Raw genomic sequence first — 13,800 nt, 5'->3', positions numbered from 1 at the left:
GAGAGGATCAATTTTGCTGACGGGCCTGCCGCTTCTGTTGCTTCTTATCCATTTTGGCTTCCAACCGCTCTTTCTTCTTCATTTCCCAATTGTTCCATTTTTTATATTGTGCCGGCGTCAGTACTGTCTTGAACCGCTGTCCCCGTTCCTCATTCAACGCTTTCATCTGCTGCATCTTTTCCTTCTTGGGAAGCGTATGATTATGTTTTACGGCATCCATTCGCCGGGTGATATCTTCGTTGATTACATGTATCTGCTTATCCTGGTCGCGGTTAAAGTGTAGTTCCCTGTCCAGCTTATCACTGAATTTATCCGCCCGGTCCTCCGCACTCCATCGTTGCCGGCGATGTGTCGTGTCATTTGCCTGTGCCATGGCGGTAATAGTGGCACCCAATAGCAAACCTGCCAGCAGGGTAGTGGTAAAAATGATCCGTTTTTGCATAAAAAGGGGATTAAGTCGCTCCCTATTCAAATATATCTATTTAGGACAAGTTTACTACCATTCATATAAAATATCGTAAAATATAATCCAGGGCATCAATGATTTATTAATTTAACCGCCTATAGCTATGGGAATACCAAATCAACCAAGGATATTATACATTTTTCACCAGCTAAATTCAACGGCTAAACCAAAAAACGATTACATGAGAAAAACCTTGTCTCTTCTCCAAGGTCCGATCTTTTCGAGAGATCGTCTTACGCAATTGGCTGCCGGATGGCATCAGCGACGCACTACTGCGCTGGCCATACTGTCAGTACTATTTGCCAGCAGTGACGCAATGGCGCAGGCTACTTTCCCCGTAAATGGTGTATCCAGCCCCAAAGAGGGTTGCTTTGCCTTTACACATGCCACCCTTATAAAAGATGGTGCCAACACCGTCAGCAATGCCACACTAGTTATCCGCGACGGACGTATCGTCGCTGCCGCAGCAGGAGCTGCTATTCCTAAAGATGCAGTGGTAATAGATTGTGCAGGTAAATATATCTACCCTTCTTTCGTAGACCTCTATAGTGACTACGGTATACCGGAAGTTAAAAAAACCTTCGGTGGCTTTAATGCTGCTCCGCAATACCTGTCCAACACCAAAGGCGCCTATGGCTGGAACCAGGCGATCAAAAGTGAAGTGAATGCTGCCACCTTATTCAGCGTAGATGATGCGAAAGCCAGATCGCTGCGTGAAGCAGGATTTGGTACTGTATTGACTCACCAGCAGGATGGTATCGCACGTGGCGCCGGTACCCTGGTCACCTTATCCGGTGAACGTGAAAATAAAGTCATCCTCAGAGAAAAAGCAGCTGCTTATTTCTCTTTCGATAAAGGAAGCTCCACACAAAGTTATCCGAGTTCCCTCATGGGGTCTATCGCCCTGCTCCGGCAGACCAGCCTCGACGCCCAGTGGTATAAATCACGCCCGGCCAAAGAAGGGATCAACCTGAGCCTGCAGGCTTGGAACGACAACCTCTCCCTCCCGCAGATATTCGAAGTCAATGATAAATGGGATGCCTTGCGTGCCGACAAAGTAGGAGATGAAAGTGGCATACAATACATTATCAAAGCAGGGGGTAACGAATACCAACGCATTCCCGAGATCGCTGCTACAAAAGCCGCTTTTATACTCCCGGTCAACTTCCCGTTGCCAATGGATGTAGAAGATCCGAATGATGCCCGCTTCGTGGCGTTGAGTGATATGAAACATTGGGAGCTGGCTCCGACACAGCCTGCTGCTTTTGAAAAGGCCAATATACCGTTCTGCCTTACCGCCGCCGGTACCAAAGATATTAAGCAGTTCCTCGCTGCCGTACGTAAAGCGATCAGTTACGGACTGAGTGAGAAAAAAGCACTGGAAGCACTCACTACTGCGCCGGCTACATTGCTCAAAATGAATGACCAGCTGGGATCCCTGGAGACCGGCAAGCTGGCTAACTTCCTCATTACCTCAGGGCCTATCTTCCGTGAAGAGACCACCGTATTCCAGAACTGGATACAGGGGGAACGCTATACCATCAAAGAAGAGGGTTGGAAAGACCCGCGTGGTACCTATACCGTTACCCTCAGCCCCGCTAATACTACTTATACCGTATTGATAAAAGGTACCGCCACTGCTCCTGCATTGGTTGTATTGCAACAAGACTCCCTGCAGGGTACCTTGTCTATAGATGGCAGGCTGACCAAACTCGTATGGCCGGCAGCAAAAGGCAGCAGCCGCAGTATCCGGTTGAGTGGGGTGATCGGACAGGAAGAATGGAATGGTACCGGCCTGGATACTACCGGCCAACTGGTAAGCTGGAAAGCCGTGCTGAGCAAACCATATGTACCTGCTCCGGAAAAAGAAAAGAAAACAGAGCAGCTATCGCTTGGTACAGTTTACTATCCCTTTAATGGTTATGGATGGGAAACCTTACCTAAACAGGAAGACCTGCTGATCCGGAATGCCACTGTCTGGACCAATGAAAAAGATGGACGTCTGGAAAATACAGATGTACTGGTTCGCAATGGTAAGATCACGCAGATAGGTAAGAACCTGGCTGCTGGTAATGCCAGGGTGATCGATGGCACGGGCAAACACCTCACTGCGGGTATCATCGACGAACACTCACATATTGCGATATCCAAAGGGGTGAATGAAGGCTCCCAGTCCGTTACCGCTGAAGTACGCATCGCGGATGTGGTAAACCCCGATGATGTAAATATCTATCGCCAGCTGAGCGGAGGCGTTATTGCTTCCCACCTGCTGCATGGCTCCGCCAATACTATCGGTGGTCAGAGCCAGCTGGTAAAATTACGTTGGGGCGCTAACGCTGAAGAGATGAAAGTAGCGGGGGCAGACCCCTTCATTAAATTTGCACTGGGCGAAAACGTGAAACAGTCGAACTGGGGCGAACGCCAGACCACCCGCTTCCCGCAGACCCGTATGGGAGTGGAGCAGGTGCTGGAAGATGCTTTTACCCGTGCACGTGAATACGAAAAAAAGGGAGCCGGCAAACGCCGCGACCTCGAACTGGATGCCCTGTCCGAAATACTACAGAAGAAACGTTTCATCACCTGTCACTCCTACGTACAAAGTGAGATCAATATGCTGATGAAGGTGGCGGAACGTTTTAATTTCCGGGTAGCTACTTTCACACATATCCTGGAAGGATATAAAGTGGCAGACAAGATGAAACAACATGGCGCCGGCGCTTCTACCTTTGCCGACTGGTGGGCTTATAAAATGGAAGTACAGGATGCTATCCCCTATAATGCCAATATCATGCAACGTGTAGGGCTAACAGTGGCTATTAACTCCGATGATGCGGAGATGGCCAGACGCCTGAACCAGGAAGCCGCTAAAAACATTACCTATGGTAATATGGAAGAAGAGGCTGCGCTAAAACTTGTTACCCTGAACCCTGCTAAGCTGCTACATGTAGGAGATCGTACCGGTAGTATCAAAACCGGTAAGGATGCCGATCTCGTACTTTGGTCCGATCATCCGCTAAGCATCTATGCCAAAGCAGAAAAAACCATCGTAGATGGTATTGTATACTTTGACCGGGATAAAGACCTGGAGCTGCGTAAACGTATCACAGCAGAACGTGCCCGCCTTATCCAGAAGATGCTGGGCGAGAAGAAAAAAGGCGGTCCTACACAGAAGGCAAGTCCTACCCGTGAAGAGATGTACCATTGCGAAGATCTGCATGCCGGCCATCAGCAGCGGATATTCGATGATGTACAGGAACAGCAGTAATGACTGAAAATATCTGATTGAAGTATCCTTTTAAGCAAATGATTATGAAAAAAATATTGATATATCTGTCGTTTCTGCCAGTGGCATTCAGTGCCCGGGCACAGGAAACGATGTATCCGGCAAAGGTGCAGCAACAGTCGATCGTGCTGACCAATGCTACCTTACACCTGGGCAACGGCAAGGTGATAGAAAAAGGCACGCTGACCTTCTCCAATGGAAAGATAACGGCAGTAGGTACCAGCGCTGGTACGACGGCCAATGCACAGGTGATCGACCTGAAAGGCCAGCATGTATATCCCGGGTTGATCGCGCCTGTGAGCACCCTGGGATTAACAGAAGTGGAAAGTGTGAGAGCGACCAACGACTTTAAAGAGGTAGGCGAAATCAATCCTTCCGTACGTTCGCTGGTAGCATATAACGCAGATTCCAAAGTGATCAACACCCTGCGCTCCAATGGTATACTCCTGGCACAGGTAACACCGGAAGGGGGCCTGTTATCCGGTTCATCCTCCGTAGTACAGCTGGATGCGTGGAACTGGGAAGATGCGGCCTATCGCACCGATGGGGCTATGCACTTCTATATGCCCAAATTACTGCCGACCGGTAATCCGTTTTTCGCCAGCCCCGTATCCATTACCAGCGATAAGGTAAAGATGGCCATGGAAAAGATCGAAAAGGTGCATTCCTTCCTGAAAGAAGCACAGGCATATAACAAAGACGAAAAACATACTACGGCCAACCTGCAGTTTGAAGCCTTGCGTAAACTGTTCGATCGTCAGCAAAAGCTGTTCATTCACTGCGACCTGGTCAAGGAAATACTGATCGCTATCGGATTCGCCAAAGAATTTAATATAGATGTGGTGATCGTAGGTGGTGCAGATGCCTGGATGCTGGCCGGCGAATTAAAACAAAACAATATCGCCGTTGTCTTAGCACAGCCTCACAGCCTGCCGGTGATGCAGGACGATGATGTGGATCAGCCCTATAAAACAGCCGCTCAGCTGCAAAAGGCCGGTGTGCTGTTTTGCCTGAGCAATGAGGGCTTCTGGCAGCAGCGTAACCTGCCTTTTAATGCCGGCACTGCCGCCACTTACGGGCTTACCAAAGAAGAAGCACTGAGTGCGATCACCCTGAATGCCGCCAGGATACTGGGTATTGACAACCTTACGGGATCACTGGAAGTAGGAAAAGATGCTAATATTGCCATCAGCTCCGGTGATATACTGGATATGAGATCCCATCACATCACGCAGGCATTCATCCAGGGCAGAGAGATCAACCTGGATAATAAACACAAACAACTCTACAAACGTTACGAATACAAGTATGGCCTGGCAGACCAATAATCCATAGGATACGGATCTGATCCCGCCGCGCTGATAGGTATGCTCACTTCACTCACCTAAGGTGATGAAGTGAGTATATTGCTTTTAAGACCTGTATATACTGCTATGCACCTTCATTCATCAAATCAGGTTTTTATTTTTCCTAATCCTTAATACCTTTGCACCTTCATTTAGCGGACCTGCTTAAGAAATAACGCTGACCTATATAGGTAGTTTAACCCGGTACAGCATTCAGGAAGCCTGTAATTGTCACTCTCTTATTCATCATTATTAAAAATGTAGCAATGCGCAAAACAAGTACGCTGTTATTGCTGCTGTTGGCTGGCTTTTTGAGCCATTCGTATGCCCAGCAGGACACCACAACAAAGAAAAAACACCGTGAAAATGGACGGGAACTGGTAAAAGGTACCTGGGCCGTCGGCGCCACCTTATCACTGAAGTCTAATGACATGTCCAATACGGACTATGTGTTAGTAAACCTGATCAACTTTAAACAGAATGCTTTTGTCATCCGCGCAGAGGGCGGTTATTTCTTCCGGGATAACCTCAGTGCGGGACTGGGCGTGGAATATGGCCAACACCTGTTCGACGTGAAAGGCAATATCTATAACAACGATGACGTGAAAGGCTTCCGGAATTTTAACCGAAGTATCGCTTTTACTCCCTATATCAAGAACTTTATTCCGATGTCGAAGAACAATACCTTCTTTGTAACCAACCAAACGGAATTGAGATTCCTTTATAAGCAAGGTACCTCTGAGAATTTCCAGAATGGTGAATTGAACCGCTCCCACCTGAACCGGTATGAGTACGGCATCGGTATCCGGCCGGGCATTATGGTCTTCTTCACCAAAAACCTGGCGTTCGAGACCAATATAGGCGTATTGGGGCTGACGCACTACGAAGAAACATCCACACATACCAACAAGGAGGACAGTAAACGTAACAGTACCAATATCGATCTGAAGTTCGATATACTGAAACTGGGATTTGGCTTCTCTTATTATTTCAACAAAAAGTAATACAGCTATGAAAAATATACTACACTATATCATCCTGTCTATCCTTATCGTGCTGGCGGCATGTGTGAAAAAAGATCATTTCGGGCCTACTGATATGAAAGAGATTAAAGCCTTCACGCTGGAAGAACAGGTGGGTACGACCATCATAGACAATGTGCGGCGGGAAATAAAGATCACAGTGGCACAAGATGCCTACCTACAGCAGCTGAAGACGGCAAAAATAGAGCTGGCTTCTTTCGCTAGTATCAAACCGGCATTGGGGGAGGCACAGGATTTTACACAGCCGGTGACCTATACCGTTATCGCGGAAGACGGCAGCACACTGGCCTATAAGGTGATCGTGACAAGGGAAGGTGGCAACCCACAGGTATTTAATGCTGATTTCAATAAATGGTATGAGGCGGAGACGTTTGGCAACAAATACACTGACATTGGGGAGAGCGATAAAGATCTGACCTGGGGTACTGGTAATAAAGGTGCCGCTTTGTTAGGACAAACACCGACCCGGCCGTTGCCCAACGGTGTGGGTAATTTCGCGGCGGAAATGACCACTACCGATATGGGTTCCCTGGCGGCTTTCCTGGGTAAGAGAACTGCGGCAGGCAGCCTCTTTACCGGTTACCTCGATGCCAGTAGTATCGTGAATGCGGCCCCGGTATTTGGTATCCCTTTCCGCGCTACGCCGGACAGTTTCCGTGTCAGGTATAGCTATGCTCCCGGTGCACCGGTAATGGATGGCAAAGGTAAGACGGTAGCCGGGCTGAAGGACTCATGTGATATCTATGTGCTGCTGGAGAACAGGGTATACAACCCCGGTGATACGGTGGTGAAGAGACTGGGCACTGCCTGGTTCCGCAGCGGAGATGTGCAGGCGGACTGGAAGACGTTACAGTTACCTATCCGCTATGGGCAGCTGCCGGCCGGAACGCCTGCCTATATGTTGCCACAAGGACGCAACGAACGGTGGGGTGATCCTGCGAAGGATAAGGTGACGCATGTTACGGTGGTATTTACCTCCAGTGCACGTGGCAATGATTATATTGGCGCCTGGGGTAGTCAGCTGATTGTGGATGATTTCCAGTTGTTGTACTAGCAGGTATCGATGGATGATATTGATAAGGGCCGCGCCGGATTACCGGTGCGGCCCTTTTATGTGGTGCAGACTGTAATGTCTGTCCACCGGAAATTGCTTTCCGGCTATTATAATGAGTTCAGGTTATTGATCAGCGCCAATAATTGCGCTTGGGTTACCGGCTGCAGGTTGAAGCTGAAAGCTACATAGTTTTGTCCTGCTGGCGGCGCCGGAATGGTCACACTGCGCAGTTCAGCGTAGTAATTACCGTTAAGGGCGGAGATAGCAAGGAAAGTACCTGACTGGCCGATAGGCACTGCGTTCTGATAGCTCATGAAGCCCTGGAAGCCCACAGGGGCAACCAATATCGGCGTGAAGAACTTGATCACAGCATTCAGATTAGCAGGTTTGTAAAACAACATGGTGGGTTCCATCCCGCCAAAGCTGTTATCTGCAGCGGCATTGTAGAAGTTAGTAAAGTATCCCAGTACGGTGGTCTTGGAACCAGGCATATGCAACAGCGCGTCGCAGTTAGCCCAACGGAACAGGTTATCGATCCGGAAAGTAGCGGTCTGGTTAACAGGGTCTACAGCAGCCACGTTACCATTGGCTTTCCATTCTATGCCTCTGTTAGCACTGTAAGGTACCACTACAGAGTCTACCTGGTTAAGGTAATTATAACCTTTTAAAACGGCGAGAGTAGTAGTATCTCCATCCCACATGGGTATCTGGCGGAGGTTGTCCACCTTTATGGCAGGTATGGTAGCCGTTACGGCAGTGCCGGGACGCAACCGTAGTTGCTGGCTACCTTGTGCGGCACCAATAAAGAATTCACCATAGGAAACCAGTTGTTCGCCCGCAATGGTACCGGTGGGTTTGCTATCCAATACCATATCAGATGGCCGGCTGATACGTCTGATATAAACGACAGCAGCACCGGTAGCGGGGGCTCCTGAAGGAAGGAGCAGGCTGTTCTGCGGGAAAGTGAACACTGCACCGTCTTTAGTTTTTATCTGGCCACCTTCGGCTTTGATATCATAAACTTCCCATTTGGGCGCCTGGCTTTTGAGGAAGGTATGCAGTTCTTTACCATCTCTGTCGTTAGCAACAGGAGCTGCCTTACTGTTCAGGGTATTTACAGGGTCTTGTCCGGGTTGTTCTTGCAGATTTTTACTACATGCATGTAAAAGGAACAGCGCGATGGCTACGCCAGCTGCCTTCATCAGTTGTTTTTTCATGGAAGGGTGTTTTTGAGTAATGAATAAGGGATAACAGATCGCGGACAAACAACGTCCGGTGGCTCTCAATGACATTTTAAACAAGGAGTATCAACAATAAAAGTAAAGTTAAATCGGGCGACTGTGATGTGCTTACAATTGGCAGGGTTTATTTTATAATATTCACTGCGGTAAGATGCCGTTAACGTACAGGAAATTTAGTTTGTTTATTTTCACTTGAATTAAGCAACATCCATGGAATCCCTACATCCCACCCTGATCCTGTTTCAAAATTGGCTGCGGCAGTTATCTTTTCCAGCCGCGCCTGCCAACCTCTATGATGCGATCACCCATTTCCTGGCGGGAGGGGGAAAGCGGCTGCACCCTTTGTTTTGCCTGTTGGGAAATGAACTCTTCGGTGATGTGCAGCCCGACGCTTTTCATGCCGCGACGGCGATAGCGCTGTATCATCACAGCGTACAGGTCCATGATGATCTCAGTGCGGAGGCTGTTCAACGCCAGGGAAGATCCGGCTTACCTACCCGGTATAACGGCAGCACGGCGTTGCTGGCAGGAGATGTACTGCTGATCCATGCATTTTCGCATATCAACAAGATCCGGCATAAGCGGGTAAAGAGCATCAGCGCCTTGTTCAGCCACGCGGCAATGTCGGTATGTGAAGGCTTACAGCTGGAGATAGCACAGATGCAGGCGGCGTTAGGAGATGTCCGTTATGCGGATTACCTGGCGATGATAGACAAAAAGCAGGCGGCTTTGCTGGCAGCCAGCATCGGGATAGGCGCGATCATAGGCGGCGGTGTGCCGGCCCAACAGGTGGAGCTAGCTGATTTCGGGCGCCAGATGGGCATGGCTTTCCGGTTACACGAGGATTACCTGGATGCATTTGGAATGCCCGACCGGCAGGTAATACAAGCAGACATGAATATATATGCGAACAGGAAGACAGCATTGCTGATCCGGGCCATGGAGCTGTGTAGCGAAGAGGGTAGGCACCGGATAGAGCGGGCCTGGCAAGAGAAGGGAGAAGACAGGGAGGCGGCATTACAGGATATATACCGGGCATATGAACTGGACAAATGGCTCATAGGAGAGATGGACCGGTATACGGTACGGGCATTTGAGTGCCTGGAGAGGGTCGATGTACCTGCCGGCCGTAAAGAAAAACTGACCACGCTGGCGGACATGTTGCTGGTAAGGCAACATTAAGAGTATATGGCACATAAAAAAACAGGAGGTACATAACGTACCTCCTGTTTTTTTATGTGCAAAGGGAGCGTTATGCCACCTTAACGAGGTGATAATTTTTTTTCCCTTTCTGGATGAGGATATATTTTTCTTTCAGCAGGAGGGAGGCGTCTATTATCTGTGCGATATTATCCACTTTTTGCTTATTGATGCTGATAGCGCCAGCCTGTACGGACTTGCGGGCTTCTCCTTTGCTGGGGAAAATACCGGTTTCAGCCAGGAAGGTAACGATGTCTTTACCGGCTTCCAGGTCAGCAGGTGAAACATTAACCTGCGGAACGCCATCCAGTACATCCAGGAGTTGTTCTTCTGTTAAGGATTGCAGTACGTCGGCAGTATCGTTACGGAAGAGCAGTTCCGATGCCTGCAGGGCAAACTCGTATTCTTTTTCACCATGTATATAAGTGGTGATTTCTTTGGCCAGGCGTTTTTGCAGCACGCGTTGGCCAGGATCCTGCTGGTGTTGTGTGATGAGGGATACTATTTCTTCCTGCGGCAGGAAGGTGAATATTTTGATATAGTTCTCTACATCCGCATCGGCTACCTTTAGCCAGAACTGGTAGAACAGGTAGGGGGAAGTGCGTTTGGGATCCAGCCATACGGCACCGGCTTCTGTTTTACCGAATTTGGTACCATCTGCTTTTTTTATCAGTGGGCAGGTGAAAGCGAAGGCTTCGCCCCCGGCTTTACGGCGGATCATTTCGGTGCCGGTTACAATGTTACCCCACTGGTCGGAGCCACCCATTTGCAACTTACATTGTTTGGCGGTATATAAATGGTAGAAGTCGTATCCCTGTATCAGCTGATAGGTGAATTCGGTGAAGGACATCCCATTATCTCCTTCCAGGCGTTTCTTTACAGAATCTTTGGACATCATGTAGTTGACGGTGATGTGTTTCCCTACATCGCGGATGAAGTCCAGGAAGCTGAAGTTGCGGAACCAGTCGATGTTGTTCACCATTTCCGCGGCGTTGGGTTTGGAGGTGTCAAAGTCGAGGAAGCGAGTCAGTTGGGCTTTCATGCCATCCAGGTTGTGCTGGATGGTGTCGAGGTCTAGCATTCTGCGTTCTTCGGCTTTGAAGGAGGGGTCACCGACCATGCCGGTGGCGCCGCCTACCAGCGCGAGCGGTTTATGCCCTGCTTTTTGCAGGTGCACCAGCAGTAATACCGGCACCAGGTGGCCTATATGTAGCGAATCTGCCGTCGGGTCAAAGCCCACGTATGCAGTCGTCATTTCTTTCTGCAACTGTTCTTCTGTGCCAGGCATTATATCCTGAACCATGCCACGCCAGCGTAATTCTTCTATCAGATTCATGATCTTAAAATGGAAATTTCTGCAAACCTAAGAAATAGTTGGCAGTACTCCGCCCTTCCGGCGCAGATTTGTAGCCGGATAAGGGATGAAACGAAGTGCCGGCGGGGCAGATACAGGTAAAGTCAGTGCTATTGCGCTACAGCGGCTACCTCAGCGGGTTGCAGGTATTGTACGCATCTTTTCAGGCTATCTCTCCAGTACGGGATGTTGATACCTAAAGTGGATTTGATCTTTTGTTTATTGAGCACGCTGTATGGCGGGCGGGTAGCTGGGGTTAGGTACTGATCGGTGGTGACAGGGCGAACATCGCAGGAGGAGTTGATGAGTTCTTTGATTGCCATGGCGAAGTCGTACCAGCTGGCGACCCCTTCATTGCTGTAGTGATAGATACCGCCCAGGTTAATTTCCGGTGCTGCAAATTTCTGTTGCAGGGTTTTCAGGATGGCATGGGCGAGGTCGACTGCGTAGGTGGGGGTGCCTGCCTGGTCAAATACGACGTTGAGGGTGGGTCTTTCATTCATCAGTTCCTGCATGCGTTTGAGGAAGTTGATACCGAACTGAGAATATAGCCAGGCGGTGCGTATGACGATGGTCTGGTCGTTGTGTCCGATAGCTGCTTGTTCTCCCTGTATTTTGGAGCTGCCGTATACGCCTCTGCCGAAGGGTTTATCTTCTTCTTTGTAGGGGCGATAGTTGCGGCCATCGAATACATAATCTGTCGAGATATGTATCAGTTGGGCGCCATATTTTTTGCATACTTCAGCCAGGTAGAGTGTGGCGTCGAGATTGAGGCGGTAGGCGCGTTCTTCATCGGATTCGGCTTTGTCTGCCAATACGTAGGCGGCACAGTTCACCAGGCCGTGGATATCGCCGTTGTAGGTTGCGAACCATTCGAAGAGTGACTCCCTGTTGGTGATATCCAGGTCTTCTACGTCGGTGACAATGAAATTAAAGTCGGGATAATCGGCGGCTATGAACTGAATAGCCTGTCCAAGTTGGCCTTTGCCACCTGTCACGAGGATGTTTTTCATTTTGAGGTGATTTTAGAGTGAACACATCTGGTTATGATTGAATTGGGGTAAAACGCTTTAGCCCGGATAGCAGGATCCGGGAGACTAGGGGTAGGGGTGCAAAGTGCCCCGCCTCAGTAGCGGTGTTTGAATGACCGCTACTGAGGCATATCATTGGCTGAGGCTGTAATATGGAATATATGGAGATCGGGTTATCTGGTCAGTCCCATTAAAGCGGATGAGCAGTTAAGTGCGACCATTTGGTTCGTAGGTGTGGGGCAGATAAAAGTTATGACTGATCAGGCATTCTGCAGTTGCCGCAGACATTGCTGAAGGCTATCTCTCCAGTAGGGGACAGACACGCCGAAAGTGGACTTTATCTTTTGTTTGTTTAATACGCTGTATGGTGGTCTTTCGGCTGGTGTTGGATATTCTGCAGAGGTGATCGGCAGTATCTCACACGATGAGCCGGTAATTTCTTTGATGGCAACGGCAAAGTCGTACCAGCTGGTTACGCCTTCGTTGCTGTAGTGATAGACGCCTCCGAAGGATGTTTCGGGGTTGGCAAAGCGTTGGCCGAGGATATCGAGGATGACAGCGGCGAGATCTACGGCATAGGTAGGTGTGCCTACCTGGTCGAATACTACGTTAAGGGAGGGCCGTTCCTGCATCAGTTCTTTCATGCGTTTTACGAAGTTGACGCCGAATTCAGAATAGAGCCAGGAGGTGCGGAGGATGATAGCGGTGGGATTACTACCCAGTACGGCGCCTTCTCCCCGTACTTTGGAGCTGCCATAGATGCCTTGTCCGGCAGTTTCGTCCTCTTCTTTGTAAGGGCGGTAGTGTTTACCATCAAATACGTAGTCTGTAGAGATGTGTACCAGCTGTATATTACGCTGACTGCAGGCATCTGCCAGATAGAGGGCCGCTTCAAAATTTAGTTTAAAAGCCAGTTCTTCTTCTGATTCTGCTTTATCTACCGCTGTATATGCGGCACAGTTGATACAGGCATCGATGGGGGTTGACTGCGCATCGAACCAGGCTGTGACTGCATCAGGGTTAGTGATATCCAGCTCTTCATAGTCTGTAACGGTGAATGTAAAATCAGGATACCGGCTGGCAATAGATTGGATGGATTGTCCTAGTTGTCCTTTACCGCCGGTAAGGAGAATGTGCTTCATGCTGAGATGGATTTAAGTATTATCCGGTGGCTGTCTGTTTAAGCAGGCAGCCACCGGTGCATGAGTGTTTTATTTTGAATTGTAAACGAAATTGTGTTGTGCATCTGCCAGTTTAGGCAATACCAGGTCTTTCTCGGATACCAGTGCATCTTTGATATCGATGCCCCAGTCGATCTCGAGGTCCGGATCGCTGAACAGGATGCCGCCTTCGCTGGCTTTATTGTAGAGGTTATCGCATTTATAGACTACTTCTGCGGTATCGCTTAGTACGGAGTAGCCATGTGCGAATCCTTTCGGAACGAGTAGCTGGCGTTTGTTTTCGGCGGATAATTCGACGCTGTATACTTTTCCGTAGGTGGGAGAGCCGACGCGCATATCTACGACTACATCCAGGATACGGCCTTCCAGGGCGCGGATCAATTTGGTCTGCGCATACGGTTCCAGCTGGTAGTGTAAACCTCTGAGTACGCCGTATGTGGAGCGGGCCTGGTTATCTTGTACAAACGCCATTCCATGGCCGGCATCGCGGAAGGTCTGTTCGTTGTAGCTTTCAAAGAAATAACCCCTGTTGTCTGCAAAAACCCTGGGTTCGAAAATTACCAGGTCTGGAAAACCAGTTTCGATAAAAGGCATTGATTTG

11 protein-coding genes are annotated in these 13,800 nt (G+C 49.1%); 5 read left to right on the top strand and 6 right to left on the bottom strand.

Annotation, left to right across the window (positions count from 1 at the left end):
* Positions 1-7: 7 nt before the first annotated feature.
* Positions 8-442: a DUF4890 domain-containing protein gene (locus KTO58_RS19565; RefSeq protein WP_225859836.1), complete on the bottom strand. Its 435-nt coding sequence runs from the start codon at positions 440-442 to the stop codon at positions 8-10.
* 205 nt (positions 443-647) lie between these two features.
* Between KTO58_RS19565 and KTO58_RS19560 the strand changes: the two genes are divergently transcribed.
* The 4 genes from KTO58_RS19560 to KTO58_RS19545 all read left to right on the top strand — a co-directional run bounded on the left by KTO58_RS19560 (position 648) and on the right by KTO58_RS19545 (position 7,192).
* A complete protein-coding gene (locus KTO58_RS19560) occupies positions 648-3,731 on the top strand; it encodes an amidohydrolase family protein (RefSeq protein WP_225859835.1) in 3,084 nt (1,027 codons plus the stop codon).
* A gap of 44 nt (positions 3,732-3,775) precedes the next feature.
* Complete coding sequence (locus tag KTO58_RS19555) at positions 3,776-5,077, top strand: amidohydrolase family protein (protein ID WP_198315182.1); 1,302 nt, start codon at positions 3,776-3,778, stop codon at positions 5,075-5,077.
* 284 nt (positions 5,078-5,361) lie between these two features.
* The gene (locus KTO58_RS19550; RefSeq protein ID WP_095837761.1) at positions 5,362-6,099 is read left to right on the top strand and encodes a hypothetical protein; all 738 of its coding nucleotides are present in this window, start codon (positions 5,362-5,364) and stop codon (positions 6,097-6,099) included.
* 7 nt (positions 6,100-6,106) lie between these two features.
* Entirely contained in the window at positions 6,107-7,192 is a 1,086-nt protein-coding gene (locus KTO58_RS19545) for a PCMD domain-containing protein (RefSeq protein WP_095837762.1), read from the top strand.
* Positions 7,193-7,299: 107 nt separating this feature from the next.
* On the opposite strand, the gene KTO58_RS19540 is transcribed toward KTO58_RS19545, so the two are convergent.
* A complete protein-coding gene (locus KTO58_RS19540) occupies positions 7,300-8,409 on the bottom strand; it encodes a hypothetical protein (RefSeq protein ID WP_095837763.1) in 1,110 nt (369 codons plus the stop codon).
* Positions 8,410-8,643: 234 nt separating this feature from the next.
* Here KTO58_RS19540 and KTO58_RS19535 point away from each other — a divergent pair, with 234 nt between their 5' ends.
* Complete coding sequence (locus tag KTO58_RS19535; protein ID WP_095837764.1) at positions 8,644-9,615, top strand: polyprenyl synthetase family protein; 972 nt, start codon at positions 8,644-8,646, stop codon at positions 9,613-9,615.
* A 70-nt stretch (positions 9,616-9,685) separates the two neighbouring features.
* Here KTO58_RS19535 and tyrS read toward each other — a convergent pair whose 3' ends face one another.
* The 4 genes from tyrS to rfbC all read right to left on the bottom strand — a co-directional run bounded on the left by tyrS (position 9,686) and on the right by rfbC (position 13,793).
* Entirely contained in the window at positions 9,686-10,969 is a 1,284-nt protein-coding gene (gene tyrS, locus KTO58_RS19530) for a tyrosine--tRNA ligase (protein WP_095837765.1), read from the bottom strand.
* Positions 10,970-11,097: 128 nt separating this feature from the next.
* A complete protein-coding gene (gene rfbD, locus KTO58_RS19525) occupies positions 11,098-12,000 on the bottom strand; it encodes a dTDP-4-dehydrorhamnose reductase (RefSeq protein WP_095837766.1) in 903 nt (300 codons plus the stop codon).
* 278 nt (positions 12,001-12,278) lie between these two features.
* On the bottom strand, positions 12,279-13,160 hold the full coding sequence (gene rfbD, locus KTO58_RS19520) for a dTDP-4-dehydrorhamnose reductase (RefSeq protein ID WP_095837767.1): 882 nt from the start codon (positions 13,158-13,160) through the stop codon (positions 12,279-12,281).
* A 69-nt stretch (positions 13,161-13,229) separates the two neighbouring features.
* On the bottom strand, positions 13,230-13,793 hold the full coding sequence (gene rfbC, locus KTO58_RS19515) for a dTDP-4-dehydrorhamnose 3,5-epimerase (protein ID WP_095837768.1): 564 nt from the start codon (positions 13,791-13,793) through the stop codon (positions 13,230-13,232).
* Between the last annotated feature and the right edge of the window lie 7 nt (positions 13,794-13,800).

Origin of the sequence: Chitinophaga pendula (assembly GCF_020386615.1) — a bacterium.
GTDB classification, from domain to species: domain Bacteria; phylum Bacteroidota; class Bacteroidia; order Chitinophagales; family Chitinophagaceae; genus Chitinophaga; species Chitinophaga pendula.
This window is presented reverse-complemented; position numbering and strand designations above follow the sequence as displayed.